The 25,876-nt window shown below is 72.5% G+C and carries 21 protein-coding genes and 1 pseudogene; 16 read left to right on the top strand and 6 right to left on the bottom strand.

Going from position 1 to position 25,876, the window contains the following annotated elements; translation table 11 throughout:
• Window position 1 precedes the first annotated feature (1 nt).
• The gene (locus ACH4PU_RS01005; RefSeq protein WP_398264244.1) at window positions 2-967 is read right to left on the bottom strand and encodes a hypothetical protein; all 966 of its coding nucleotides are present in this window, start codon (window positions 965-967) and stop codon (window positions 2-4) included.
• A 654-nt stretch (window positions 968-1,621) separates the two neighbouring features.
• Between ACH4PU_RS01005 and ACH4PU_RS01000 the strand changes: the two genes are divergently transcribed.
• Complete coding sequence (locus ACH4PU_RS01000; protein ID WP_398265382.1) at window positions 1,622-2,275, top strand: hypothetical protein; 654 nt, start codon at window positions 1,622-1,624, stop codon at window positions 2,273-2,275.
• On the top strand, window positions 2,175-2,633 hold the full coding sequence (locus ACH4PU_RS00995; RefSeq protein ID WP_398265300.1) for a terpene synthase family protein: 459 nt from the start codon (window positions 2,175-2,177) through the stop codon (window positions 2,631-2,633). The genes ACH4PU_RS01000 and ACH4PU_RS00995 overlap by 101 nt, the downstream gene beginning before the upstream one ends.
• A gap of 275 nt (window positions 2,634-2,908) precedes the next feature.
• On the opposite strand, the pseudogene ACH4PU_RS00990 reads toward ACH4PU_RS00995, so the two are convergent.
• From ACH4PU_RS00990 to ACH4PU_RS00980, 3 genes and pseudogenes are all read right to left on the bottom strand, one after another.
• Window positions 2,909-3,097: pseudogene (locus tag ACH4PU_RS00990) on the bottom strand (IS5/IS1182 family transposase); the annotation flags it as partial.
• Window positions 3,098-3,376: 279 nt separating this feature from the next.
• Window positions 3,377-4,495 (bottom strand): sensor histidine kinase, encoded by a 1,119-nt coding sequence (locus tag ACH4PU_RS00985; RefSeq protein ID WP_398264242.1) that lies wholly within the window; start codon window positions 4,493-4,495, stop codon window positions 3,377-3,379.
• Between the two features lie 38 nt (window positions 4,496-4,533).
• Window positions 4,534-5,217: a response regulator gene (locus ACH4PU_RS00980; RefSeq protein WP_398264240.1), complete on the bottom strand. Its 684-nt coding sequence runs from the start codon at window positions 5,215-5,217 to the stop codon at window positions 4,534-4,536.
• Window positions 5,218-5,661: 444 nt separating this feature from the next.
• Here ACH4PU_RS00980 and ACH4PU_RS00975 point away from each other — a divergent pair, with 444 nt between their 5' ends.
• The 10 genes from ACH4PU_RS00975 to ACH4PU_RS00930 all read left to right on the top strand — a co-directional run bounded on the left by ACH4PU_RS00975 (window position 5,662) and on the right by ACH4PU_RS00930 (window position 19,387).
• Window positions 5,662-6,351 (top strand): SDR family oxidoreductase, encoded by a 690-nt coding sequence (locus ACH4PU_RS00975; RefSeq protein WP_398264238.1) that lies wholly within the window; start codon window positions 5,662-5,664, stop codon window positions 6,349-6,351.
• Between the two features lie 290 nt (window positions 6,352-6,641).
• The gene (locus ACH4PU_RS00970; RefSeq protein ID WP_398264236.1) at window positions 6,642-7,682 is read left to right on the top strand and encodes a methionine synthase; all 1,041 of its coding nucleotides are present in this window, start codon (window positions 6,642-6,644) and stop codon (window positions 7,680-7,682) included.
• 97 nt (window positions 7,683-7,779) lie between these two features.
• Window positions 7,780-9,975 (top strand): NAD-dependent DNA ligase LigA, encoded by a 2,196-nt coding sequence (ligA, locus tag ACH4PU_RS00965; protein WP_398265297.1) that lies wholly within the window; start codon window positions 7,780-7,782, stop codon window positions 9,973-9,975.
• A 172-nt stretch (window positions 9,976-10,147) separates the two neighbouring features.
• Complete coding sequence (locus tag ACH4PU_RS00960; RefSeq protein ID WP_398264234.1) at window positions 10,148-12,289, top strand: putative bifunctional diguanylate cyclase/phosphodiesterase; 2,142 nt, start codon at window positions 10,148-10,150, stop codon at window positions 12,287-12,289.
• Window positions 12,290-12,595: 306 nt separating this feature from the next.
• Window positions 12,596-12,892, top strand: coding sequence for an Asp-tRNA(Asn)/Glu-tRNA(Gln) amidotransferase subunit GatC (gene gatC / locus ACH4PU_RS00955; RefSeq protein WP_004948522.1), 297 nt, complete (start codon window positions 12,596-12,598; stop codon window positions 12,890-12,892).
• Window positions 12,893-12,897: 5 nt separating this feature from the next.
• Window positions 12,898-14,394 carry an Asp-tRNA(Asn)/Glu-tRNA(Gln) amidotransferase subunit GatA gene (gene gatA, locus ACH4PU_RS00950; protein WP_398264231.1) on the top strand — a complete coding sequence of 499 codons (1,497 nt, stop codon included), beginning with the start codon at window positions 12,898-12,900 and terminating at the stop codon, window positions 14,392-14,394.
• A complete protein-coding gene (locus ACH4PU_RS00945; protein ID WP_004948516.1) occupies window positions 14,391-14,660 on the top strand; it encodes a hypothetical protein in 270 nt (89 codons plus the stop codon). The genes gatA and ACH4PU_RS00945 overlap by 4 nt, the downstream gene beginning before the upstream one ends.
• A gap of 25 nt (window positions 14,661-14,685) precedes the next feature.
• A complete protein-coding gene (gene gatB / locus ACH4PU_RS00940) occupies window positions 14,686-16,194 on the top strand; it encodes an Asp-tRNA(Asn)/Glu-tRNA(Gln) amidotransferase subunit GatB (protein WP_398264229.1) in 1,509 nt (502 codons plus the stop codon).
• 203 nt (window positions 16,195-16,397) lie between these two features.
• The gene (locus ACH4PU_RS00935; protein ID WP_398264227.1) at window positions 16,398-16,985 is read left to right on the top strand and encodes a hypothetical protein; all 588 of its coding nucleotides are present in this window, start codon (window positions 16,398-16,400) and stop codon (window positions 16,983-16,985) included.
• A gap of 194 nt (window positions 16,986-17,179) precedes the next feature.
• Window positions 17,180-19,387, top strand: coding sequence for an MMPL family transporter (locus tag ACH4PU_RS00930; RefSeq protein ID WP_398264225.1), 2,208 nt, complete (start codon window positions 17,180-17,182; stop codon window positions 19,385-19,387).
• 29 nt (window positions 19,388-19,416) lie between these two features.
• Here the strand turns inward: ACH4PU_RS00930 and ACH4PU_RS00925 are convergent, their stop codons facing one another.
• Entirely contained in the window at window positions 19,417-20,151 is a 735-nt protein-coding gene (locus ACH4PU_RS00925) for a hypothetical protein (protein WP_398264223.1), read from the bottom strand.
• A 70-nt stretch (window positions 20,152-20,221) separates the two neighbouring features.
• On the opposite strand from ACH4PU_RS00925, the gene ACH4PU_RS00920 reads away from it, so the two are divergent.
• The 4 genes from ACH4PU_RS00920 (at window position 20,222) to ACH4PU_RS00905 (ending at window position 25,730) form a co-directional block, all read left to right on the top strand.
• Window positions 20,222-21,121, top strand: a complete 900-nt coding sequence (locus ACH4PU_RS00920) for a LysR family transcriptional regulator (protein WP_398264221.1) — start codon at window positions 20,222-20,224, stop codon at window positions 21,119-21,121.
• A gap of 383 nt (window positions 21,122-21,504) precedes the next feature.
• On the top strand, window positions 21,505-21,999 hold the full coding sequence (locus ACH4PU_RS00915; RefSeq protein WP_398264219.1) for an HdeD family acid-resistance protein: 495 nt from the start codon (window positions 21,505-21,507) through the stop codon (window positions 21,997-21,999).
• 423 nt (window positions 22,000-22,422) lie between these two features.
• Window positions 22,423-22,620 (top strand): hypothetical protein, encoded by a 198-nt coding sequence (locus tag ACH4PU_RS00910; protein ID WP_398264217.1) that lies wholly within the window; start codon window positions 22,423-22,425, stop codon window positions 22,618-22,620.
• Window positions 22,621-22,655: 35 nt separating this feature from the next.
• Window positions 22,656-25,730: an AAA family ATPase gene (locus ACH4PU_RS00905; protein ID WP_398264215.1), complete on the top strand. Its 3,075-nt coding sequence runs from the start codon at window positions 22,656-22,658 to the stop codon at window positions 25,728-25,730.
• Here the strand turns inward: ACH4PU_RS00905 and ACH4PU_RS00900 are convergent.
• Window positions 25,708-25,872 carry a DUF6191 domain-containing protein gene (locus tag ACH4PU_RS00900; RefSeq protein WP_398264213.1) on the bottom strand — a complete coding sequence of 55 codons (165 nt, stop codon included), beginning with the start codon at window positions 25,870-25,872 and terminating at the stop codon, window positions 25,708-25,710. The two genes, ACH4PU_RS00905 and ACH4PU_RS00900, sit on opposite strands and share 23 nt — an antisense overlap.
• Between the last annotated feature and the right edge of the window lie 4 nt (window positions 25,873-25,876).

The raw sequence follows: 25,876 nt of genomic DNA, 5'->3' as shown, positions 1-25,876 counted from the left end.
CTTAGAGCTTCTTGAAGTGCCAGCCCTGAGTAGGGTCGTAAACCAGACCGTACATGCTGGACGCGTCCTTGGTGTGCAGAAGGAAGAGCATCGCGTCGTAACTCGTCGTGTGGTAGGGAACCTGCATCTGGTATTCGCTTCCGTCCGACAGGACGATTCGCGAGATGAAAGTCGTGTAATGTCCGCCGAATATTTCACCTCTGGTCATCATTCCGCACATATTTCCACCCACGGTGGTGACGTTGCCACTAGCCGTCTTCGGGGGCTTGCTGTCTCTCTCGATATAGCAGGCCTCGAAGTGTGAGTAGTTCGTTTGCGAACCGATGACGATCGACCCGCTGTCGTCTTGATGTGCGTGCGGATCCGCTGGGTCTGGACAAGCGTGGAGCATTACGTTCGCATACCGGTTTCCAAGTTGCGACTCCTCATGGATAGCCATGCGGCAGTCAGTGAAGCTGCACTCGGTGAAGTCCCCTGCGTTCGCGTCTCCACCCTGTGCGTGAAGGCCTTTTATGCAATTTTGGAAACGGCATCGGTGGACCTTTTCTTTGTCGGCGAAGCTTGACGTTCCGTCATCAGACGGCTGATCGTTCATGAAAACGCCGATTCCGAGGTACTCGAACATGCAGTGCGCTACTTCCACGAACGGGGCGCGTATGTTAAGCGCGACCCCACCACGCTCCGCGTATTTCGAACCGTCGCCATGCCATCCTGTAAACCAGATGTCCTCGATCCGTGAGTGATCTGGTTGCTTAGACCCGTGGCGTTCGATCAGGAATGCTGTCACATCGGGCTGCGACAGAACGATTCGGGTTCCTCCAGAGCCGACGATTCGTACCGGTCTGGTCACGTGAATGGTCTGGTCGATGATGTAGTCGCCAGGGTCAAGTTGAATCGTCGCCAAGTTGAATCCACCCATTGTGGGTGCCCGGTCGATTTGGCGCTGAATAAACTCGGCATCGTTCATGCTTGCTCACCCTCTTGGGCTGCTTGCAAGTTCGATGGACAATCTCCGTGTGGCCCCGGCTCGACCTCGAGTTGGGACGTCCAGGGCAGAGCGCATGATCAGGTCGTAGCAGGTCCGCCGGGACATGTACAAGTTTGCCTGACGAGGCATTTCGGCGCATCTTCGCGAGGAGTCCGGTTGACGGCAGCGCAACTTCTTGACACGGGCGCCGTCTCGGGGTGTGCTGCACGAGCTCGACGACGCCGGCCTGGTCGATGTCAGACGATTCGTCCTCGGCACCGCCCACGTCATGTGCCGTCGCCCCCTCATCATGCCCCGCGCGCCCCTGAAGGCAGCCTTGTGGCTTCTTTGCGCGACGGGTTGAATGGCGGAGGAAAAGCCACGACGTCACTTACGAGATCGGTCGAGGCTTCCGCCGCGCGACAACTCCCGCAGCAAGACGGATAATGATCCGGCTCGCCGGTGCCCACCAGCAGCGTAGGGAAAGGACGGGACGAGATCCGGCGACACCGATGAAGGACGTTCCGTTCGATGACGGCGCCGCCGCAGGCTGAGGATCCCGGTGGCCGACCTGACGGGGCCGCGGGAAAGCGCCGGCCGAGGCGCTGACAGTCAGCCCACTCGTCATCGAATCGAACCCTCGGAGGAGGGAACATGGGCTTGGTCGAGATGAGCACCTTCGCCGACACGCCGGCACGCCACCACCCAGGAATCGACGAGGTCGAAGCGTGCTCACTGGACTGGGCGTTCCGCTCCGCCATTCCGTTCGACGCGTACTCGCGGGAGAAATGGCGCTCCCTGAAAGCAGGGCGGTTCACCGCCCACGTCTATCCCGATGCGCGGTTCGACGAAGTTGTCCTCTACGCCTGCTGGAATTCCTGGTGGTTCTTCCTGGACGACTACCGTCACATGCCGACGGACATCGACAGATGGCTCGCCTTCGTGCATGAAGCGGAGTACGTCATCCGTAACGGCGGCCGGACCGGCGATGACGCGGATCCGCTCAACCGCGCCCTGGGAGACCTGTGTCACCAGACCGCGGACCTCCTCGGCGCCAAGGCGTACGACACACTCGCCCAAGGGAGCTTCGACGCGTTCCACGGACTCACGATCGAGGCATTCAACAACCAGTTCGGACGGCAGCCCCACGTCACTCTGGGGGAAGAACTGCGAATACCTGTACACCCGACGCAAGACGCTAGGAGCGATCTTCATCTTCTCGCTGCTGGAGTTCTCGCTGGACTTCACCATCCCAGAAGCCGTGAGGAACACAGCCGCATGGAACGACGTCGTCAACGCCGGCGTTGACGTGATCCTTCTGCAGAACGACATCAACGGGTACCAGCAGGACCTGGTGGACGGATTCCCCTACAACGCGGTGGCCCTCATCTCCCACCAGCAGAAGGGCACCGCCGAGGAGGCCGCGACGATCGTGAACAGGGCGGTCGCCGAGCGGATCGCCGACTTCCACAAAGCCGAGGACGCACTCCGCACCTACCTGAGGAGCAGTGAAACGGCAGGGCGGACGGCAGAATTGATCATGCTTGTCGCCTCTGGAATCAAGAGCTACGCGCAAGGCGCACTGGCCTGGTACGAAGAAACCGGCCGGTATAGCGGAGACCCGCACAACCCTTGCCGAATCCGACCGGATCAGCGGTGGCGGTAAGAGTTCGCCGGCGTGCGGGGTGACGACCGTCGGGACGGTGCCTCCGCGCACGCCGGAGACCGCAGAGACGAAGGGCCGGGAGGTAGGCGGTGCGGTGCAGTTCACCTGTCCGACCGCCCGCAGATCCACGACGGCGTCTCGGTCTTGATTTCTTGACGGCTGTACTGAGCGGTGACGAAGCCACCGTAGTCGTACCGGAACCGCCGGCCGATCTCGTCGTACCAGTTCCGCAGTCCGACGACCTGGATGCCCAGGTCCTGTACGTAGACGCCGTCTCATTTGGTGAATTCTCGGTAGCAGATGAGGGTGCAGGCGATGCTGGTGGAGGCGAGGAAGTGGGCAGCTTTACGCTCGTAGCGACGGTGGAGACGGCAGGACATCGTGCGTTCGATGGTCGAATGGTGCCGGCCCGGTCGTTGTGAGGCTTCGATGCCCTTGCGGGCGAGGCGGTGGGTGATGCCGCGTCCGTGTCACCACAGTCGGCGCGTCAGCCGCCGGACCGGGGCTGTGACGGGCCCCGGCCCGGTTCCTCCCCGCCCTCTTCCGTATCGTCCCCGCCATACGGTCCGAACGGGCCTTCCTCGCCCGGTTTCGCGCCCAGTTGCGGGGCGCCGCCCTTGGCCTGGTGGAATCCGGGGATCACCGCGTTCCTGCTTCGAGCTGGGCGGGGACCACGAGGGTGTCGCCGGCGTCGAGGAAGACGTGGCATGCCTGAGTGCGACCGGGCGCCGCGCCGGCAGCCGTCACCGCGAGGCGGGCAGGACCGCTCGTATCCGGAACCCGCCGTCCACCGGGCCCGCCGTGAACTCCCCGCCGAGTTGTTCGGCCCGTTCGCGCAGGCCCGTCAGGCCGTGGCCGCCCGAGGGGAGGGCGGACGGCTTCGTGTTGCCGTCCGGGGTGGCGGTGTTGGTGATCTGCACGGCGAGGGCGGTCCGGCCGGCCTTCCGCGCGAGGGTCACGGAGACCGTGACGGCCGCGCCCTCGGCGTGCTTGCGGACGTTGGTCAGCGCCTCCTGCACCGTGCGGTACGCGGCCTCCTCGACCTCCGCCGGCCACTTCAGGGCGTCGAGGGCGGGCAGGTCGGCCTCCAGGCGGGCGTCGAGGCCGCTGCCGCCGACGAGGTCCGGCAGGGCGCCGAGCCGGGGGCGGAGGGCCGCGTCGCCGGGGGCCGTGCGCAGGACGCCGAGGAGGCCGCGGAGTTCGCGGAGGGCGGTGGCGCCCAGGCCGCGGATGACCGAGGCGGTCTCGCGGGCGGCCGGCTCCTCCGCCGTCCGTTCCAGGGCGCCGGCCTGTACGGTCATCAGGCTGACCTGGTACGAGACGACGTCGTGCATCTCCCGGGCCAGCCGGGCCCGTTCGGCGACGACGGCCCGTTCGGCGATCAGCTCCGCCTCCCGGCGGTGGGCGCGGGACAACTCCTCGATGTGATCGGCCAGTTGCCGGCGGGCGCGGCTGAGCTGGCCCATCGCCGCCGGGCCGACCGTCATCAGGGCGGACGAGAGGACGCCGAAGAGCAGCACGTCGTCCGGGCCGCCCCAGGCGCCCGGCACCGACGGCCACCAGGGGCCGAGCGAGGTGAGGAAGAAGGCGAGGGACCAGCCGTAGACCGTCCACCGCCGTTCCAGGGAGCGCGAGACCTCGTACATCGCCACCATGGGCGCGATGAGCAGGTGCCCGCCGAAGGTGACGGGCAGGGCCGTCACCAGGACGGGGACGGGGAAGCGGCGCCGGACGAAGAGTGCGGCGACGGTCACGGCGTAGAGGATGGTCTCCGTCCGTCCGGCCACGGGATACATGGCCGCCGTCTCGGCCGTCGCCACCGGGAGGAGGAGCAGGTCACGGCGGAGGCTCCGCCAGGTCACCGGCCGCCGCAGATCCCTGAACGCCGCGGGGAAGCGCCTCACGCCGGACCGGCCGTGTCCGGTTTCCCGGCGGGGTCCCCGTCGAGGCGGACGAGCCCGTGGTGGTGGGCGAGGACGGCCGCCTGGACGCGGTTGGCCGCGCCGAGCTTGGCCAGGATCGCGCTGACGTGGTCCTTGGCCGTGGCGGCACCCATCAGCAGGGCGGCGCCGATCTCCGCGTTCGACTTCCCCCGGGCCAGCAGGGCCAGCACCGCGCGCTCGCGCTCGGTGAGAGAGGCCAGCCGGCCGGGCGGGGCGCCGCCGCCGGCGCGCAGGTAGCCGTCGACCACGCTGTCGGCGACGGCGGGCGACAGAACCGTTCCGCCGGCCGCCAGGATGCGGACCGCGCTGGCCAGTTCGTCGGGGACGGTGTCCTTCACCAGGAACCCGGCGGCACCGGCCCGCAGGGCGGGGGCGATGTGCTCGTCGCCGGAGAACGTCGTGAGCATCGCCACCACGGGCGGCTCAGGCAGCGCCAGCAGCGAGCCGAGCACCGAGAGGCCGTCCACCTCGGGCATCCGGATGTCCAGCAGCACGACGTCGGGGCGGTGCGTGACCGCGAGTTCCACGGCGTGTACGCCCTCGCACGCCACCGGGACCTCGATGTCCGGTTCCGCCTCCAGGATGCTGCGGATTCCGGCGCGCAGCAGCTTCTCGTCGTCGACGACCATGACGCGGATCACTATTCACCACTCCTGCGCTGCTACCGGTCAGGAAATATAACAACCGCTCGGTCGGTCGGTTTCCGTCGCCCCCGCCGACCGGAGGGGACGGAACCGACGGTCGGCGGGTACCGGGAGGCGCCCCCGGGTCGTCACCATGGATGTGAGGGGGGATGCGGTCCGCATCATGCCGGACATTCCGGAGGCGGGCGGGCGGCCGCGCGTTCCGTGGGGGGAGCGTGGCCGGAAGACGTACGGCCGGGGGGGACGTACGGCTTCGGGGGCCGTTCCGACAAGGGACGGCCGCCCGCCTCCGGAAGGGCCCGCCCCGGCCGCGGTGCTTCCCCACCCCCGAACGGGGGTCGCCGCCGCCGGGGCGCTCAACCCGGTCCCCGCTCCCGGGCTCGCGCGCCGGATTCCGGACTGCCGCGCGTCCGCCGGGCGCGGGTAAGGCAAGCTGGGCACATGGCAACACATGTGATCACCGGTGCCGGATCGGGCATCGGAGAGGTGCTGGCCGAGCGGCTGCTCGCCCGCGGGGACGAGATCGTCCTGTTCGCGCGCGACGCCGGACGCGCCAAGGAGCTGGCGGCCCGGTTCCCCGGCGCCCGCACGCTCGTCGGCGACCTCTCCAACCCCGACCGGCTCTCCTGGGCCCTGGACCACCAGACGCTCCCCGAGCGCGTCGACTCGCTGCTGCATGCGGCGGGCGTCGTGGACCTCGGCGGGGTCGGCGAACTGACGCCGCGGACGTGGACGAACACCCTCGCGGTCAACCTCGTCGCCCCGGCGGAGCTCACCCGCCTGTTCCTGCCCCAACTGCGGGTGGCGCACGGCCACGTGGTCTTCGTGAACTCGGGCGCCGGCCTCAACGCGGGCCCCAACTGGAGCGCCTACGCGGCCAGCAAGCACGGCCTCAAGGCGCTCGCCGACTCCCTGCGCGCCGAGGAGCACGCCAACGGGGTGCGGGTGACCAGCGTCTACCCGGGCCGCACGGCCACCGCCATGCAGGCGAAGGTGCACCAGCAGGAGGGCAAGGAGTACGACGCCGCGCGGTGGATCGAGGCCGGCTCGGTGGCGTCGACGGTCCTCCACGCGATCGACCTGCCGCGCGACGCGGAGATCAACGACATCTCGGTGCGGCCGGGGCGCTGACGCGCGGGTTGCCGACGTGCCGGGGTGCTGGCGCGCCGGGCCGCCGGCGTGCGGGATTGCCGACGTGCGGGGCCGTTGACGTGCCGGGGCGCTGACGCGCTGGGGTGCCGGCCTGCCGGGCCGCTGGGGTGCCGGGCGCCGGCCCGCGGAACGCCGGCCCGCCGGCGTCGACGAGCCCGGCGCTGCCCGCCCGGACGCGCGGCCTGCGCGCCCCTCTCGGGGGCGCGCCCGCCCGCCGCGCGCCCCCGGGTGCCCCGGTCCCGGCCGGGGGAGTCTCGTACCCTTCCCGGGTGAGCGAGACGATCGAGACCAGCGAGCCCCGTGAGAACCGCCCCTGGGGGCCCGGCGCCGCGACCGGTGTCGGGTCGATGCCGGGAACGGACGCCCGGGAGGCGGCCAAGACCGTCACCGGGTCCCTGGAGACCCTTCCGTACCTGCCGGAACTTCCGGCACGCGGTCCCGGCGCGGACATGATCGGCCGGACCGCGGGCCTCCTCGTGGAGGTCTTCGCCCATGTGGAGCCCAGCGGCTGGCGGATCTCCGACCGGCCCGGCCGCGACACCCGCCGGGCCCGCTCCTGGCTGCGCGAGGACCTGGACGCCCTGGAGGAGTTCACCCAGGGGTACGAGGGGGCGCTCAAGGTCTCGGCCGTCGGGCCCTGGACGCTCGCCGCGGCGCTGGAACTGCGGGGCGGCGAGGCCGCCCTGAGCGACCCGGGCGCCTGCCGCGACCTCACCGCCTCGCTCGCCGAGGGCCTGCGCGGCCACCTCGCCGAGCTGCGCCGCCGGGTGCCGGGCGCGACGCCCGTCCTCCAGCTCGACGAGCCCTCGCTGACGGCCGTGCTCCGCGGCCAGGTCAGGACGGCCAGCGGCTACCGGACGCACCGGGCCGTCGACCGGGCCGTGGTCGAGGGCGCGCTGCGCGACATCGCGGCGGTCGCGCGGGAGGCCGGCGCCCCCCTCGTCGTGCACTCGTGCGCTCCCGGCGTGCCCTTCGCGCTGCTCCGGCGCGCCGGGGCGACCGGCGTCTCGTTCGACTTCTCGCTGCTCACCGAGCGTGAGGACGACGCGCTCGGCGAGGCCGTCGAGGGCGGAACGACGCTCTTCGCCGGCGTCGTGCCCGGCGTGGACGGCCCATTGTCCGACCCTGCCGGTAGCGTCATGGGTGTCAGGACGCTGTGGCGCAGGCTGGGGCTGTCACCTGGGACTCTCGCCGAGTCCGTGGTGGTCGCGCCCGCGTGCGGGATGGCGGGCGCGTCGCCCGCCTACGCCCGCTCGGCCCTCGCCCACTGCGTCCGGGCGGCACGATCACTCGTGGACAACCCTGAGTGACGGCGCCGGAGGGCGCACCTGAGGACAACGGGAGGACGAGACGGTGGCTGTCGAACAGCACGGCGGGCACGGCGAAGCGGGCGGAGAAGGCGGGAAGCTGACCTCGGAGGCGGCGACGCCCGCGGCGGCGCGGGAGAAGCACGCCCTGCTCGCCGAGCAGGTCGAGGAGCACCGCTTCCGTTACTACGTGAAGGACGCGCCGGTCGTCAGCGACGCCGAGTTCGACCGGCTGCTGCGCTCCCTGGAGGCACTGGAGGAGGAGCACCCCGAGCTCCGCACCCCCGACTCGCCCACCCAGAAGGTCGCGGGCTCGTACGAGACGGAGTTCACGTCCGTCGAGCACCGCGAGCGCATGCTCTCCCTGGACAACGCCTTCGACGACGAGGAGCTGGCCGCCTGGGCCGACCGCATCGCCAAGGACGTCGGCGAGGGCGCGGACTACCACTTCCTCTGCGAGCTCAAGGTGGACGGCCTCGCCGTCAACCTGACCTACGAGCACGGGCGGCTGACCCGCGCCGCCACCCGCGGCGACGGCCGCACCGGCGAGGACATCACGCCCAACATCCGGACCATCTCCGAGATCCCCCACCGCCTCAAGGGCGACCGCGTCCCGGCCCTGGTCGAGGTACGCGGCGAGGTCTACTTCCCGATGGAGAAGTTCCAGGAGCTCAACGCGCGCCTGGTGGAGGCGGGCAAGCCGCCGTTCGCCAACCCGCGGAACGCGGCGGCCGGCTCGCTGCGGCAGAAGGATCCGCGGGTCACCGCCACCCGCCCGCTGCACATGGTGGTCCACGGCGTCGGCGCCCGCGAGGGCTTCGCCATCGACTGCCAGTCGCACGCCTACGAGCTGCTGCGCGAGTGGGGCCTGCCCACCGCCGCGCACGCCGAGGTCGTCGACTCGCTGGACGGCGTGCGGAAGTTCATCGCGCACTACGGGCAGCCCAAGGTGCGGCACTCCATGGAGCACGAGATCGACGGCGTCGTCGTCAAGCTCGACGAGGTGCCCCTCCAGGGGCGGCTCGGCTCCACCGCGCGGGCCCCGCGCTGGGCCATCGCCTGGAAGTACCCGCCGGAGGAGGTCAACACCAAGCTCCTCGACATCCGCGTCGGCGTCGGCCGCACCGGGCGCGTCACCCCGCAGGCCGTCGTCGAGCCCGTCACCGTCGCCGGCTCCGAGGTCGAGTTCGCCACCCTGCACAACCAGGAGGTCGTCAAGGCCAAGGGCGTCCTCATCGGCGACACGGTCGTCCTCCGCAAGGCCGGCGACGTCATCCCCGAGATCCTCGGACCCGTCGTGGACCTCCGGGACGGCAGCGAGCGCGAGTTCGTGATGCCGGCCGAGTGCCCCGAGTGCGGGACGGCGCTGCGCCCGATGAAGGAGGCCGACGTCGACCTCCGCTGCCCCAACGCCCGCTCCTGCCCCGGCCAGATCCGCGAGCGGATCTACTACCTCGCCGGCCGTGAGTGCCTGGACATCGAGAACTTCGGCTACGTGGCCGCCTCGGCCCTCACCCAGCCGCTGGAACCGGCCACTCCGCCGCTGCTCAACGAGGGCGACCTCTTCGACCTGACCATCGAGGAGCTGCTGCCCATCAAGTCCTACGTCCGCGACCCGGACACCGGACTGCCCAAGCACGACCCCAAGACCGGCGAGGAGAAGGTCGTCACCTTCTTCGCCAACCAGAAGGGCGAGCCCAAGAAGAACGCCCTGGCCATGCTGGAGAACATCCAGGCGGCCAAGGCCCGGCCGCTCGCCCGGATCGTCAACGGCCTCTCCATCCGGCACGTGGGCCCGGTCGCCGCCGCCGCGCTGGCCCGCGAGTTCGGCTCGATCGACCGGATCGCCGCGGCCACGGAGGAGGAACTGGCCGCCGTCGACGGCGTCTCCGACACCATCGCCACCGCCGTCCGCGAGTGGTTCGCCGAGGACTGGCACCGCGAGATCATCGAGAAGTGGCGGGCCGCCGGCGTCCGGATGGAGGAGGAGACGAGCGGCGACGAGGGCCCCCGGCCGCTGGCCGGCCTCACCGTCGTCGTCACCGGCACCCTCGCCTCGTACACGCGGGACCAGGCCAAGGAGGCACTCCAGTCCCGTGGCGCCAAGGTGACCGGATCCGTCTCCAAGAAGACCGACTTCGTGGTCGTCGGCGACAATCCGGGCTCCAAGTACGACAAGGCCATGCAGCTCAAGGTCCCCGTCCTGGAGGAGGACGGCTTCGCCGTGCTCCTCGCCGAGGGACCGGAAGCGGCGCGCGCCGCCGCCGTGCCACAGGAGCCCACCCCGGCGGAGTAATGCCCGCAGGGCCAGTGGGCATTACCCCTACAGCGCTTTCCGAACGCCACGCCAGGCCGGATCCTGTTCGGGCAACCGCCGCCGATCGCTGCCCGTCGTAGCCTTCTGCGGCCTACTGTTGAGATGTGCGCCTGCCGTGGCGCGGGCACCGCCGGCTGTGAGAGGGACGGGCATGAAACCCACCGACAGCGCCGAACCGGCATCGCGGCTGCGCAGGGATCCACCACCCGCGCTGCCGGTCGTCTGCGTCCCCCTCGCGCTGCTCGTCCTCGCCCTGGGGATCGAGCGGGCCGCCGCCGCGGGCCACGCGGTGTTCCCCGGGCGGACGGTCGGCTGGTCCCTCGCCACCCTCACGGCCCTCATCGTCGCCCATCTGGTCGCCCTGGGCCGTGACCGGTGGTGGGGAGGCTCCGGCTCCGGCGCCGCCCTGACCCTGGCCGTCCTGCTGCTCCACGGCTGGATCCCGGCCGCCGTCATCGGCATCGCCGTCGTCACCTTCGTCACCACGGCCCGGCGGCACCGCTGGCGGCAGGCGTTACTCCACTGCGCCGTCGACGTCCTCGGCGTCGCGGCGGGCGGCGCGGCGCTCGGCCTGCTGGACGTGCACGCCTCCGTCGAGCACCCCTGGCTGCCCAGCGGCTGGGAGCCGTCCGACGTCCCCCGGATCGCCCTCGCGGCCTTCGTCTACCTCACCGTCACCCGGGCCCTGCTCTGGCGTCACCTCGCCCCGCCGCACTCCGGATTCGCCGGCGGCCCCGCCCGCGCCGCCCTGCTCCGGCAGGCGCTCGTCGGCGGCGCGCTCCTCGGCATAGCACCGCTGATCGCCGTAGTCGCCGAACACGCGCCGCTGCTGCTGCCACTGTTCGCGATCCCCCTCATAGCCCTCGACTCCACGCTCTGGATAGCCCACGCCCGCGCGGAGGAGCAGCTCCGTGACCCGCTCACCGGGCTCCCCAACCGGCAGTGGCTCCTCGAACGGACCTGGGCCGCCCTCGACGAGGCCGAGCAGGCCGGCGAGCGGACCGCGCTCGTCCTCATCGACCTCGACCGCTTCCGGTCCGTCAACGACACCCTCGGCCACCTGGCCGGGGACCGGCTGCTGCTCCAGATAGCGGCCCGGCTCCGGGACGCCCTCCCGCGCGACGCGGAGGCCGCCCGCCTCGGCGGCGACGAGTTCGCCGTCCTCCTCCCCGCCGTGGACTCCCTCACCAGCGCCCAGCGCGTGGCCCGCGGCCTCGTCGCCGCCCTCGGCTCCCCCCTCGACCTCGACGGCCTCACCCTCGTCCTGGAGGCCAGCGCCGGGGTCGCCGTCCACCCCGACCACGCCCTCGACGCCGAAGGGCTGCTGCGCCGCGCCGACGTGGCGATGTACCAGGCGAAACGGGACCGCAGCGGCGTCGAGGTCTACGAGGCCCGCCGGGACGGCAACACCCCCGACCGCCTCGGCCTCCTCGGCGACCTGCGCCGCGCCCTCGACGCGGGCGAGGTCGAGCTGCACTACCAGCCCAAGGTGGGCTTCGACGGGCACGTGGAGGGCCTGGAGGCGCTGGTGCGCTGGGTGCACCCGGAGCGCGGCCGGGTCTCCCCGGACGAGTTCATCGCCATCGCCGAGTCGTCCGGGCTGATGCCGCGGCTCACCGAGTACGTGCTGGAGACCGCCCTCGGCCAGGTCGCCCGCTGGCGGGCCATGGGCCTGGAGGTGCCCGTCGCCGTCAACGTCTCCCCCCGCGACGTCCACACCCCCGGCTTCGCCGGCTCCGTCGCCGCCCGCCTCGCCCGGCACGGCGTCCCGCCCGGCGCCCTCCAGCTGGAGATCACCGAGCACGTCCTCCTGGAGGACCCCCAGCGGGCCGCCGACGCGCTCGCCGGGCTCACCGGGCACGGCGTCAAGATGTCCCTCGACGACTTCGGCACGGGGTACTCGTCGCTGGTCCACCTGCGCCGCCTGCCCGTCAGCGAGCTGAAGATCGACCGGTCCTTCGTGGCCCGGCTCGCCATCGACAACGAGGACGCGGAGATCGTGCGCTGCACGCTCGACCTCGCGCACTCGCTCGGGCTTCTCGTGGTGGCGGAGGGGGTCGAGGACGACGAGACGTGGGAGCGGTTGCGGGATCTGGGGTGCGATGCGGTGCAAGGGTGGCTGGTCGCCGCCGCGATGCCTCCTGAGGAGACGACGGCTTGGCTCCGCCTGCGCGAGGCGGGCTGGCGGCGGGAGGCCCCGCCGGCCGTCGCGCCCGCTCCTGCGCCTGCGCCTGCGGCGCCCGCTCCCGCTTCCGCTGTCGCGGAGAAGGAGGCGGACCAGCCGGTGACGTAGGGGGGTGCCCCGGTCCTGCCCTTTCACCGTTTCTGCGGGAGGGCCCGCGCCCCGGCATCGCGGCTTCGCCGCGAGGTCCTCAAACGCCGGACGGGCTGGAGTGGGCGCCCTATTCAGCCCGTGCGGCGTTTGAGCACGAGCGGCGAAGCCGCGAAAAGGGGGTCCGGGGCGCAGCCCCGGGAAACGGTGAAAGGGCGGGACCGGGGCACCCCCACCGCGCCAGCGGACAATCCGTTTCGCGGTGGACGCGGCCCGCGCCATAGGATTGGCCGCGAAACCTACACACTCCACCCTGAGGATCGCTGCATGCCTGGCATCACGCGCGAGGAGGTCGCCCACCTCGCCCGGCTGGCGCGCCTGGAGCTGAAGGGCGAAGAGCTCGACCACTTCGCCACTCAGCTCGACGACATCATCGGCGCGGTCGCCCGCGTCTCCGAGGTCGCCGACCAGGACGTCCCGCCGACCTCCCACCCGCTGCCGCTGACCAATGTCATGCGGCCGGACGAGGTCCGTCCGTCGCTCAGCCCGGAGGCGGCGCTCTCCGGCGCCCCCGCTCAGGAGCAGCAGCGTTTCAAGGTGCCGCAGATCCTGGGTGAGGAGTGACCACGATGACCACCGAACTGATCAAGCTGACCGCCGCGGAGATCGCCGAGAAGATCGCCGCCGGTGAGCTCACGGCCGTCGAGGTCACCGAGGCCCACCTGGCCCGGATCGAGGCCGTCGACGAGAAGGTGCACGCCTTCCTGCACGTCGACCGCGAGGGCGCCCTGAAGCAGGCGCGCGCCGTCGACGAGAAGCGCGCGCGGGGCGAGAAGCTCGGCCCGCTGGCCGGCGTCCCGCTGGCGCTGAAGGACATCTTCACCACCGAGGGCATCCCGACCACCGTCGGCTCCAAGATCCTCGAAGGCTGGATCCCGCCGTACGACGCGACGCTCACCAAGCGCCTCAAGGACGCGGACGTCGTCATCCTCGGCAAGACCAACATGGACGAGTTCGCGATGGGCTCCTCCACGGAGAACAGCGCGTACGGCCCGACCGGCAACCCCTGGGACCTGACCAAGATCCCCGGCGGTTCCGGCGGCGGCTCCAGCGCGGCCCTCGCCGCGTACGAGGCCCCGCTCGCCATCGGCACCGACACCGGCGGCTCGATCCGCCAGCCCGCCGCCGTCACCGGCACGGTCGGCGTCAAGCCGACCTACGGCGCGGTCTCCCGCTACGGCATGGTCGCGTTCTCGTCCTCCCTCGACCAGGGTGGCCCCTGCGCCCGTACGGTCCTGGACGCGGCGCTGCTGCACGAGGTCATCGCGGGCCACGACCCGCTGGACTCGACGTCCATCGACGCCCCGGTCCCGCCGGTCGTCGAGGCGGCCCGCAACGGCAGCGTCGCGGGCATGCGCGTCGGCGTCGTCAAGCAGTTCCGCGGCGAGGGCTACCAGGCCGGCGTCCTCCAGCGGTTCGACGAGTCCGTCGAGCTGCTGCGCGAGCTGGGCGCCGAGATCGTCGAGGTGGACTGCCCCTCGTTCGACCTGGCGCTGGCCGCCTACTACCTGATCGCGCCGTCCGAGTGCTCCTCGAACCTGGCCCGGTTCGACGGCCTCCGCTACGGCCGGCGCGCCGGCGACGACGGCACCCGCTCCGCCGAGGACGTCACCGCCCTCACCCGCGAGGCCGGCTTCGGCCCCGAGGTCAAGCGCCGCGTGATGCTCGGCACCTACGCGCTGAGCTCCGGCTACTACGACGCGTACTACGGCTCGGCGCAGAAGGTCCGCACCCTCATCACGCGGGACTTCGAGAAGGCGTTCGAGCAGGTGGACGTGATGGTCTCGCCGACCACGCCGACCACCGCCTTCGCGATCGGCGAGCGCGCCGACGACCCGATGGCGATGTACCTGGCGGACCTGTGCACCATCCCGACCAACCTGGCGGGCAACGCGGCCATGTCGCTGCCGTGCGGCCTCGCCCCCGAGGACGGTCTGCCGGTGGGGCTGCAGATCATCGCCCCGGCCATGAAGGACGACAGGCTCTACAAGGTCGGCGCCGCGGTCGAGGCCGCGTTCCGCGACCGCTGGGGCCACCCGCTGCTGGAGGAGGCACCCGCACTGTGAGCACCGCGAGCGAGAACAAGAGCAAGGGCAGCGCGCTGAAGAAGGCCAAGGGCTTCAAGAAGTCCAAGGCCGGCACGTACCTGTCCATCGGCACGACCCTGTTCGGCGCTGTCAGCGTCGTCAAGCAGGCGAAGACGGCGCGCGGCGAGCAGGACACGCTCCAGCTGGTCGACGCGGTCGTCTCGGCCGCCGCCATCGTCACCGGCGTCGCCCTGCTCGTGCGGGAGCTGCGCCGTATGAAGAGCGACGACGTCCTCGCGGGCTGAGCCGGGACTGAGAGGTAAGTTTTCCGTGACCGTCACTGAACTGGTGTCGTACGAGGACGCGTTGGCGTCCTACGACCCCGTCATGGGCCTGGAGGTCCATGTCGAGCTCGGCACCAAGACCAAGATGTTCTGCGGGTGCTCCACGGAGCTGGGCGCCGACCCGAACTCGCAGACCTGCCCCACCTGCCTCGGCATGCCCGGCGCGCTCCCGGTCGTCAACGCCGTCGGCGTCGAGTCCGCGATCAAGATCGGTCTCGCGCTGCACTGCGAGATCGCCGAGTGGTGCCGCTTCGCCCGGAAGAACTACTTCTATCCGGACATGCCGAAGAACTTCCAGACCTCCCAGTACGACGAGCCCATCGCCTTCAACGGCTACCTGGACGTCCAGCTGGAGGACGGCGAGGTCTTCCGCGTGGAGATCGAGCGCGCCCACATGGAGGAGGACACCGGCAAGTCCACGCACGTGGGCGGCGCCACCGGCCGTATCCACGGCGCGTCCCACTCCCTGCTCGACTACAACCGGGCCGGCATCCCGCTCATCGAGATCGTCACCAAGCCGATCGAGGGCGCGGGCGAGCGGGCCCCCGAGGTCGCCAAGGCGTACGTCGCCGAGCTGCGCGAGCTCATCAAGGCGCTCGGAGTCTCCGAGGCCCGCATGGAGATGGGCCAGATGCGCTGTGACGTCAACCTGTCGCTGCGCCCGAACGGCACCGAGAAGTTCGGCACCCGCTCGGAGACCAAGAACGTCAACTCGCTGCGCAGCGTCGAGCGGGCCGTCCGGTACGAGGTCATGCGGCACGCCGCCGTGCTGTCCTCGGGCGGCACGATCGTCCAGGAGACGCGCCACTTCCACGAGGAGGACGGCTCCACGACGGCCGGCCGCATCAAGGAGGAGGCCGAGGACTACCGCTACTTCCCCGAGCCGGACCTGGTGCCGGTGGCCCCCTCCCGCGAGTGGGTCGAGGAGCTGCGGGCGACCCTGCCCGAGCTGCCGCGCGTGCGCCGCAACCGCCTCCGCGAGGAGTGGGGGATCAGCGAGCACGACATGCAGTCGATCCTCAACGCGGGCGCGGTCGACCTGATCACCGCCACCGTCGAGGCCGGCGCCGACTCCGCCGCCGCCCGCAAGTGGTGGATGGGCGAGCTGGCCCGCCGCGCCAACGAGGGCGGCACCGAGCTGGCCGCCATGCCGATCACCCCGGCCCAGGTGGCCCGGGTGGCCGCGCTGGTCGCGGACGGTTCGCTCAACGACAAGCTGGCCCGCCAGGTCATCGAGGGCGTCCTCGCGGGCGAGGGCGAGCCGGACGCCGTCGTGGAGAAGCGCGGTCTGAAGGTCGTCTCCGACGAGGGGGCGCTCGGCACCGCCGTGGACGAGGCCATCGCGGCCAACGCGGCCATCGCGGACAAGATCCGCGCCGGCAAGGTCGCGGCGGCGGGCGCGCTCGTCGGCGCGGTCATGAAGGCCACGCGGGGGCAGGCGGACGCGGCGCGCGTGCGTGAGCTGATCCTGGAGCGGCTGGGCGTCGAGGGCTGACGTCCGTCTTCGGAAGCTATGGGAAGTCGAGGGCCGTTCCCCGGAAGGGGGGCGGCCCTCTTCCGTATCATCCGGCGATTATTGGCTGACAAGTCGCATTTGGCCGGATTCGCTCGATCGCTTCCCCGGCCGCCGGAACGGTCCGGCATGATCCCGTGCAACGGGCCGGACCACGCGCCCGTACTCCATGGCTGGGGGTAGCAATGCGACGGTTGAGCACTGCGCTGGCCGCGCTCCTGCTGGCGGGCGCCGGGCTGGTGACGGCCACGGGGGCGATCGCGTCCGAGCCCGCGGGCGGCGGCGCCACGGACGCGTCGGACTGCCGGGTCGGCTGGGGGAGCCGGCCCAGGAGCCATCCCGACTCCGAATACCACCCGCTGACCGACATCAGAACCGGCCGTCACCGCTGTTTCGACCGGATGGTCTTCGACGTGCACACCTCGCACGGTCACCCGATCGGGTACCACGTGGGGTACGTCGACAAGCTGTATCAGGACGGTTCCGGGGACGTCGTCACCGTCGCCGGCGGCGCCCTCCTGGAGATCCGGGTGGCCGCGCCGAGCCACGACCCGGAGACCGGCGGCCCGCGGTACCCCGGGCGCGCCGGCCAGACGCTGCCCGGCGTGGACCTCACCGGTTACCCGGCGTTCCGCGAGGCCCGCTTCGTGGGCAGCTTCGAGGGCGACACCATGGTGGGGCTGGGGCTGAAGGGGCGGCTGCCGTTCCGGGTCTTCCAGACGGGCAACCACGTGGTCGTGGACGTCGCCCATTCATGGCACACGTTCCGGTAGGGGCCGCCGTGTCGTAGAGGTGCCGGGGTCCTGTGGTGTGACCCACAAAAAGGACAAACGATCTCCCGGAGCTGTCAGAGTGGACGGCCGGAGGCCCGCATACTGTGGCCGCCCGCCCCTCTCCGTCGAAGCGCTCCGAGCCGCGGCTCCCCCCGGCGTGCGCGACGCGACACAATCCCCCCGGGAAGCAGGGAATGACCGCACTCGCCCGGTGGTGCCTGCGCCGCCGCCTCGCCGTCGTCGTCCTGTGGCTCGTCGCCCTCGCCGGCACGGCCGCCGCGGCGGCGCTGGCCGGTTCGTCCTACTCCGAGGACTACCGGGTGCCCGGCACCGAGTCCGGCCGCGCCACCGCCCTGCTGGAACGGGACTTCCCCGGCCGCGGCGGCGGCGACACGATCGTCTGGCACACCACGTCCGGCACCGTCCGCTCCGCCGACGTCCGGCAGCGGATGTCCCACACCCTCCGCGAGATCGCCGCCCTGCCCGGCGTCGCCTCGGTCGACGGTCCGTACACCGGCTCCGGCGGCCGGATCAGCCCCGACGGCCGGACCGCGTACGCCGATGTGACCTTCCGCGACGCCGACGGCGGTGGCGATCCCGACGTCGGACAGGTGCGGACGGTCGTCACCACCGCACGGGCGGCGGCCGGGGACGGGCTGGAAGTGGCCCTCGGCGGCAGCTCCATCGGCCTCACCGAAGGCGCGAACAGCCACCTCAGCGAACTCGTCGGCATCGTCGTCGCGGCCGTCGTCCTCTTCGTGGTCTTCGGCTCGCTCGCGGCCTGCCTGCTGCCCATCGCCACCGCGCTCGTCGGCGTCGGCACGGCCGCCGCGGGCACCGTCCTGCTGGGCCACCTGATGCCGGTCGCCGGCTTCGCGCCCATGCTGGGCACCCTCATCGGGCTCGGCGTGGGCATCGACTACGCCCTGTTCATCGTCACCCGCCACCGCAAGGGCCTGCGCCAGGGGCTGTCGGTCCCCGAGGCGGCCGAACGCGCGGTGGCGACGACCGGACGGGCCGTGGTCTTCGCCGGCGGGACCGTCTGCGCCGCGCTGCTCGGGATGCTCGTCCTCCGGCTGGACTTCCTGATCGGCGTCGCCCTCGCCGCGTCCCTCACCGTCGTCCTCACCGTGGCCGCGTCCCTCACCCTGCTGCCGGCCCTGCTGGGTTTCATGGGCCGGCGGGTGCTCGGCCGCCGCGAGCGCCGCTCGGCGGTGCCCGCGGGCCCCGGCCCGGACGCCCCGACCGGCCCGGCCGCCCGCTGGTCTGCGCTGGTCGAACGGCGTCCGAAGCTGCTCGCCGCCGTCGCCGCCGCCGTGATGCTCGTCCTCGCCCTGCCCGCGTTCGCCCTCCACCTGGGCACCTCCGACCAGGGCAACAACCCGGCCGCCACGACCACCCGGCAGGCGTACGACCTGCTCGCCGACGGCTTCGGCCCCGGCGTCAACGGTCCCCTGACGCTCGTCGCCGAACTCGACGGCGCGGGCGAGCGCCTCGCCTTCGACCGGCTGCCCGCGCGGCTGCGCGGCACACCGGGCATCGCCTCCGTCGGCCCCGCCGCGCACGGCCGCGGCGGCGCGTCCGGCGTCATCGCCGTCGTCCCCGACAGCTCGCCGCAGTCCCGCGCCACCAGCGACCTCGTCCGGCGGCTGCGCGCCGAGACGCTGCCCCGCGCCACGGCGGGAACCGGCCTGGAGGTCCACGTCGGCGGGCCGACCGCCGCCTACGACGACTTCGCCGCCGTCATCCGCGGCAAACTGCCGCTGTTCGTCGGCACGGTGATCGGCCTCGGCTGCGTCCTGCTGCTCCTCGCGTTCCGCAGCGTCGGCATACCGCTGAAGGCCGCCGCGATGAACATCGCCGCCGTCGCCTCCTCGTTCGGCCTGATCGTCGCGGTCTTCCAATGGGGCTGGGGCAGCGAACTCCTCGGCCTCGGCCGGGCCGGACCCATCGAGCCGTTCCTGCCCGTGGTGATGATCGCGGTCCTCTTCGGCCTGTCCATGGACTACCAGGTGTTCCTGGTGAGCCGAATGTACGAGGAGTGGCTGGCCACCCGCGACAACCGCCGGGCCGTCCGGGTCGGGCTGGCCGAGACCAGCCGGGTCATCAACTCGGCCGCGATCATCATGATCGCGGTGTTCCTGGCCTTCGTGCTGAGCGGTGACCGGGTCATCGCGATGTTCGGCATCGGGCTGGCGGCGGCCGTCGCCCTGGACGCGTTCGTGCTGCGCACGCTGCTGGTCCCGGCGCTGATGCACCTGCTCGGCGGCGCCAACTGGTGGCTGCCGGGCTGGCTGGAGCGGCGGCTGCCGCGCATCAGCATCGAGCCGCCGGAGCCGCGACTGCCGTGTCTCCTGCCCGTGACGCGGCCGGAGCGGGAGGACGTACGGCCGGTGGCGTGACGGCCGTCGGGCCGCCGCCTGGCCGTCCGCTAGACGGGCATCCGTTCCGCCGCGTGCCGGACGGCGGCCTCCGCCAGGGCCCGGATCAGGGGATGGGCGCGCGTCCCGTCCCCCGCCAGCTCCGGCTGGAAGAGGGTGCCGAGGAAGAACGGGTGCTCCGGCAGCTCCACGATCCGCGCCCCGCCCTCCTCGTCGGCGCCGCTGAAGCGCAGCCCGTGCGCGCGCAGCACGTCCTCGTACGCCGGGTCCAGGGCGTACGAGCAGCGGTAGCGCTCGACCGTGCGGTCCGCGCCGAGCAGTCGCGCGGCGAGCGTCCCGGGCACGACGGTGACCGGGCCCTCGTGTCCGACGAGGGAACAGGCCAGCGGGGCGATCAGCGGGGCGGCGGCCTCGGGCGCGACCTCCGCGTGCGCCGCGTCGTGCAGTCCGCACACCGACCGCGCGTACTCCAGCAGCGCGTGCTGGAAACCGCCGCAGGTGCCCAGGAACGGAACCCCGCCCTCCCGCGCCGCCCGGACGGCGGCGAGGGCGCCCGCCTCGCTGCGGTACGGGCTGCCGGGCAGCAGCCAGACGCCGTCGAACCCGTCGAGCGCGCCGGGGAGTTCGGCGTCCTCGGTGGGGATCCAGTAGGGGTCCACCGCCAGTCCGTCGTGCCGGGCGAGGGAGTCGAGGAGGCCGGGGACGCGGACGTGGGAGCGGACGGCGGACGAACGGTCGCCGACGAGGGCGAGCCGGGCGGTGGGAGCGTGGTGTGCAAGGGCCATGCCGGAATCCTGACGCGGGTTCGTGCTTCAGCGCCAACGATGATCCCTGCATTTCGCATCAGTGATACTGATGCGCGTGGATCCGCACCTGCTCCGTACCTTCGTGACCGTCGCCCGCCGCGGCTCCTTCTCGGCGGCCGCCGTCGAACTCGGCTACACGCAGTCCGCGGTCTCCCAGCACATCGCGGCCCTGGAGGCCGACCTCTCCGCCGTCCTGCTGCGCCGCCGGCCCGTGGTGCCGACCGAGGCCGGCCGGCTCCTCCTCGATCACGCGGGCCCGCTGCTGCTGCGGCTGGACGCGGCCAGGGCGGACATCGCCCGGCTGGTCGCGGAACCCACGGGCCGGCTGACGTTGGGGGTCACCCCGCTCGCCCTGACGCCGCACCTGGCGGACCGGCTGGCCGCGCTGCGGGCCGCGCACCCGCGCTGGGAGGTGACGGTCCGGGTCCTGGACCGGGACGCGGTTCCGGCCGCGGTCTCCTCCGGCGACCTCGACGCGGGCCTGACGGACGGCATGACGGCCCCCAACGACCCGCTACGGCTCCCGGAAACGGGCCCTCTCACGATCACCGCCCTCTCCGAACACCCGCCGCACGTCGCCCTCCCGGCAGGCCACCCCCTCGCCCGCCGCACGGGCCTCCGCCTCCCCGACCTCGCCGACGCCTTCTGGCTCGACGCCCCCGCCACGGCCGTCCCCCTCGCCGACCTCCGCACGGCGTGCGCCCCCGGCGCCTTCCGCGCCCGCCTCCGCTACGAGGGCACCGACGTCCACGGCCTCGCGGCCCTGATCGCCGCGGGGGAGGGGCTGGCACTGCTGCCGGCGCTGGACGGACTGGCGGGGGTGGCTCAAGTCCCGGTAAGCGCCCCGCGCTTGGTCCACCGCGTGGAGCTGCTGACGGGCGGGGTGACGAGCGGCCCGGCGGCGGCGTTGCGGGAGGCACTGGCCGGCTCGGACGGCGGGGTGGCCTGACCCCAGCCGGAGAGGGCCGTTCAGGGTGCGGCCGAGGGGTTCCGCCGTGGGTGCATCCACGAGTTCGCCGCCGCCGTGGCCGGTGCGGGCCTCGCGGTCGACGGGTGGACCGGGGCCCGTACGCCGAGGTGGGGGGGCGACCCGTGACGCCTGACGTCCGGGGAGCCGGGGTTGTGCCCTGGAGGCCGGGGCGGGCCGTCTGGTCGAGCGCCGGGGGGATTGTCAGCGGCGCCGTCAGCACCGACCACTCGGCGCGGCCGTTCGGGGGGGCTGCCGCCCTCGCGAGTGCACCAAGGGACATAAGAGCTGAATATGTACTTATGGATGGTTCTGATGCGACGCGAATCACTCGCGACCTGCAGAGACTCGGCAAAGCGGCGTGGGTGTCCCTGCTGCTGCTGGGCCTGGCCGCCCTCGCGATCGGCGTGCTGACGCTGGCCTGGCCGCACAAGACACTCATGGCCGTGGGCGTGCTGTTCGGCGTCTTTCTCGTGCTCAGCGGCGTCATGGAGATCGTCACGGCGTTCGGTGCGTTCGTCTCCACCAGCATGCGGGTCCTCTACCTCGTCGCCGGTGCGTTGTCGATCATGCTCGGTCTGTTCTGCTTCCGGAACACGCTGCGCGGTTCCGTGCTGCTGCTGAGCCTGTGGATCGGCATCGGCCTGCTGATGTACGGCATCGCGACGGCGGTGACCAGTGCCGAACTGGCCAACGGCTGGGGCATCTTCCTCGGGGTGCTGGCGATCGTCGGCGGTGGCATCGTGATCGCCTGGCCGCTCTCCGCGATCACCACGCTCGCCGTATTCACCGGCATTTGGCTGATCGCGGTCGGCCTGGTGGAAGTGATGCACGCGCTGACCTTGAAACGTCTGCTCTAGGGCCGGTGTCCGGGCCGGCCGCTGCCGAAGCGCGGCACGCCGCCCGCGTGCGGCGGTCGGGGCCGGGGCCCGTTCCCGTCCGACTGATACGCGCCGGCCGGGGAGCGAGCCGAGCCTCCCGCGACACCCGTACACCCGTCGCCGCGCCTGGTCCAGACCCGGGACGGCGTGGTGGCCGGGGCCGGAGAGGGCGCGCTCGGGAGGTGCGCGCGCCCGGGGTCGCCGCCCTGTCCAGGGGGCGAGCTGAGGAGGCCGAGGGCGTCTAAGGCACCCTGCCCCGGGCGCCGGCGAATCTAAGGCATCCGGACACCCTCGATATGAGGCACTCGCCCGATGCCCCGCCCCCACCTCAGAGACGAAGCTTTCCTCAGGTCGGGAGAACGACACCGGCCACCAAGGACCGAAGCGACCTGAGGAGTCACCATGATCGACAACCTGCTCCACCACTTCCGCCTCGTCGAGTTCGCCCGCGACGCCGCCGACCACCGGATGCTGGACGAGATCGCCCAGCGCTCGGAGGCCGGACAGGGCGGCCAGGAAATCGGGAGGCGGGTGAGGACGCACACGATCCTTCCGCTCGTACCGCGGCAGCGGCGCGTGGCCGAGCGGGCCGGACTGTGATCAATTCGGCCGGGCCGTTGTCAGTGGGCTGTGCCATGCTCGGCGATGTGCAGAAGACCTCCGTCAGCCCCGTGTTCGTCGGCCGGACCGAAGAACTGGGCGTACTCGCCGACGCACTCGCCCGCGCCGCCACGGGCGAGCCGCAGTCCGTGCTCGTGGGCGGTGAGGCGGGGGTCGGCAAGACCCGTCTGATCGACGAGTTCCTGGCCGCGGCCGGTGCGGCGGGGGCCGTCACCGCGCTGGGCGGCTGTGTGGAGATCGGCAGCGACGGGCTGCCGTTCGCGCCGGTCTCCACCGCCCTGCGCGGCCTGCACCGGCAGCTCGGGGACGAGCTCACGCGGGCCGCCGCCGGGCAGGAGGGCGAACTGGCCCGGCTGCTGCCGGAGCTGGGCGAGACCGCGCGGGAGTCGGAGGACGGCCGCGCCCGCCTCTTCGAGCTCACCGCCCGCCTCCTGGAGCGCCTCACCACGGACCGCACGATCGTCCTCGCCATCGAGGACCTGCACTGGGCCGACCGCTCCACCCGCGAACTCCTCTCCTACCTCTTCCGCTCGCTGCACACCGCGCGGCTCGTCATCGTCGCCACCTACCGCTCGGACGACATCCACCGCCGCCACCCGCTGCGCCCCTTTCTCGCCGAGGCGGACCGGATGCGGGCGCTCGGCCGCGTCGAGGTGTCCCGCTTCACCCGGGACGAGGTGCACGCCCAGCTCACCGGCATCAGCGGCAGCGCGCCGGACCACTCCCTCCTCGACCGGGTCTTCGAACGCTCCGACGGCAACGCCTTCTTCGTCGAGGAGCTGGCCGCGTCCATCGCCGGAGGCTGCCGCTCCGGCCTCAGCGACTCGCTGCGCGAGCTGCTCCTCGTCCGCATCGAGGCACTGGGCGAGGACGCCCAGCGGGTGGTCCGCGTCGCGGCCGTGGGCGGCTCGGCGGTGGAGTACGCGCTGCTGCGCGCGGTCGCCGGCCTCGACGAGGACGCGCTCATCGAGGCGCTGCGCCAGGCCGTCGGGGCCAGCGTCCTCGTCCCCACGTCGGACGGCGACGGCTACCGCTTCCGGCACTCCCTGGCCCGCGAGGCCGTCGCCGACGACCTGCTCCCCGGCGAGTGCTCCCGGCTCCAACGCCGCTACGCCGAGGCGCTGGAGGCCCAGCCCGGGCTCGTCCGCGCGGACGAGCTCGCCGCCCGGCTGGCCCTCCACTGGTACCACGCGCACGAGCCGGCGAAGGCGCTGCCCGCCGTCCTGGAGGCGTCCGTGCACGCCCGCCGGCGCTACGCCTACGCCGAGAAGCTCCGGTTGCTGGAGCGCGCGCTGGAGCTGTGGGAGGACGTCCCGGAGGAGGTCCGCGCGGTCCAGCGCCCGCTCGACTTCGCCGACGTCTACCCGGCGTGCGGCTGTGACGACGACGCGCTGCACTACATCGACCTGCTGGCCGAGATCGTCGTCGCCGCCAACCTCTCCGGCGACCAGGAACGGGCGCTGGCCATCGCCAAGAAGGCGCTGCGCAAGCTGGAGATGGACCCGCTGCGGGCCGCCTGGTTCTGGCTGCAGCGCTCCAAGCTGATGACCGGCCTCGGGCGGGGCGACGGCCGCCCCGAGCTCGACACCGCGCTCGAACTGGTCGCGGACCTGCCGCCGTCCGCCGTGCACGCCGAGGTGCTGGCCCAGCTCGCCGGCTGGGCCGCGCTGCACGACCCCGGGCCCGAGCTGAGCGCCACGGCGGAACAGGCGATCGCGATGGCCCGCGCGGTCGGCGCGGAGAGCACCGAGCTGAGTGCCCGCCTCACGCTCGCCGGCCACCGGGTCGACACCGGCACCGACGTGGACGGCGGCCTCGCCGAGATGGCCGAGGTCTGCGCGCGCGTCGTCGCCGGGGGCGTCGTCGGCGTCGTCGGCCGCAGCCACATCAACCTGGCCTCCGCGCTCCAGGGCGCGGGCCGTTCGGCGCGCGCCGCCGAGGTCGCCCGGGAGGGCATCGCCCTCGCCGACCGCTACTGCCTCGACGACGCCCGCGCCTGGGCGCGCAACAACCTGGCGTCCGCCCTCTTCGTCCTCGGCCGCTGGGACGAGGCGGAGCGGGCCGCGGAGGAAGCCCGGCGCGAGGCCCGCGGCATCAAGCCCGGCGGCTTCGCCGACATCCGGCTCGCCGCCATCGCCCTCGCCCGAGGCGACCTGGAGCGCGCGGAGCGCCTGCTCGCCGCGGCCCGCGAACGGTTCGGCACCCACGACCCGCAGCCGCAGAGCACCCTGGTCCTCGCCCGGTACGCCATCGAACTGAGCGCGGCGCGCGGCCGGTACGCCGAGGCCCGGGCCGAGCTGGAACGGGTGCTGGCGGAGGGGCTGCCGCGAGGCGCCCACCGCTACGTCTGGCCGTTCCTCGCCTCGGCCGCCGCGGCCGAGGCCGACGCCCGGGAGCTGCCGGAGACGGCCGCCGGCCGGTCCGCGGCCCTGGACGGGCTCCGCGCCGCGGCCGAGGGCCGGTCCCGCGCGATACCCCTCCGCCGCGCCTTCGGCCTGCTGTTCGACGCCGAACTCGCCCGCGCGGACGGCATATCCGACGCCGGCCGGTGGGAGGAGGCGGCCGGCGCCTTCGAGCCGCTGGACCGTCCCCTGGAGCTCGCGCGCGCCCGCCACCGCTGGGCGGAGGCGCTGCTCACGGAGGGCGGCCCGGCCGCGGAGCACGCCGCGGGGCTGCTCGCGCGGGCACACACGGAGGCCGTCCGGCTGGGCGCCCGGCCGCTGCGCGAGGCGACCGCGTCGCTCGCCCGCCGCGCCCGGCTCCCCCTCGCCGGGGAGCCCGCGCCGGACGGGCGTACGCCCGCGCCGGAGGCGGTCACCGGCGCCGACGCGCCGCCCCGGCTCACGCCGCGCGAGCACGACGTCCTCCGGCTCGTCACCCTGGGCCGGAGCAACCGCCAGATAGCCGAGGAGCTGTTCATCTCACCGAAGACGGCCAGCGTGCACGTCTCCAACATCCTGGCGAAGCTGGGTGCCGCGGGGCGCGGCGAGGCGGCGGCGACGGCGCACCGGCTGGGGCTGTTCGGCCCTTCCGAGCTCAGCCCTTCCGCTGTCGGTCCCTCCGCCGTCAGCCCTTCCGCGGTCGGATGACGACCTGACCGGAGTCGAGGTCGACCGGCCCCCTCCCGGGGTCGGCGTCCCCGACGTCGTCCAGGCACAGCTCGTGCCGGTCGCGCTCCTCCTCGGTGTGCCGGCGTCCCGGGGCGAACAGCTCGCTGAGCGCGTCGAACATGACA

Source organism: Streptomyces sp. NPDC021100 (assembly GCF_044333095.1).
GTDB lineage: Bacteria > Actinomycetota > Actinomycetes > Streptomycetales > Streptomycetaceae > Streptomyces.
The sequence above is the reverse complement of the archived record's forward strand: the minus strand, read 5'-3'. Positions and strand labels throughout refer to the sequence as shown.

What these genes read in the sequence shown, in the direction of transcription:
- ACH4PU_RS01005 (WP_398264244.1), bottom strand. Translation starts at nt 967, where the DNA reads ATGAACGATGCCGAGTTTATTCAGCGCCAAATCGACCGGGCACCCACA.
- ACH4PU_RS01000 (WP_398265382.1), top strand. Translation starts at nt 1,622, where the DNA reads ATGGGCTTGGTCGAGATGAGCACCTTCGCCGACACGCCGGCACGCCAC.
- ACH4PU_RS00975 (WP_398264238.1), top strand. Translation starts at nt 5,662, where the DNA reads ATGGCAACACATGTGATCACCGGTGCCGGATCGGGCATCGGAGAGGTG.
- ACH4PU_RS00960 (WP_398264234.1), top strand. Translation starts at nt 10,148, where the DNA reads ATGAAACCCACCGACAGCGCCGAACCGGCATCGCGGCTGCGCAGGGAT.
- gatC (WP_004948522.1), top strand. Translation starts at nt 12,596, where the DNA reads ATGCCTGGCATCACGCGCGAGGAGGTCGCCCACCTCGCCCGGCTGGCG.
- gatA (WP_398264231.1), top strand. Translation starts at nt 12,898, where the DNA reads ATGACCACCGAACTGATCAAGCTGACCGCCGCGGAGATCGCCGAGAAG.
- ACH4PU_RS00935 (WP_398264227.1), top strand. Translation starts at nt 16,398, where the DNA reads ATGCGACGGTTGAGCACTGCGCTGGCCGCGCTCCTGCTGGCGGGCGCC.
- ACH4PU_RS00930 (WP_398264225.1), top strand. Translation starts at nt 17,180, where the DNA reads ATGACCGCACTCGCCCGGTGGTGCCTGCGCCGCCGCCTCGCCGTCGTC.
- ACH4PU_RS00925 (WP_398264223.1), bottom strand. Translation starts at nt 20,151, where the DNA reads ATGGCCCTTGCACACCACGCTCCCACCGCCCGGCTCGCCCTCGTCGGC.
- ACH4PU_RS00920 (WP_398264221.1), top strand. Translation starts at nt 20,222, where the DNA reads ATGCGCGTGGATCCGCACCTGCTCCGTACCTTCGTGACCGTCGCCCGC.
- ACH4PU_RS00910 (WP_398264217.1), top strand. Translation starts at nt 22,423, where the DNA reads ATGATCGACAACCTGCTCCACCACTTCCGCCTCGTCGAGTTCGCCCGC.
- ACH4PU_RS00905 (WP_398264215.1), top strand. Translation starts at nt 22,656, where the DNA reads ATGCTCGGCGATGTGCAGAAGACCTCCGTCAGCCCCGTGTTCGTCGGC.
- ACH4PU_RS00900 (WP_398264213.1), bottom strand. Translation starts at nt 25,872, where the DNA reads ATGTTCGACGCGCTCAGCGAGCTGTTCGCCCCGGGACGCCGGCACACC.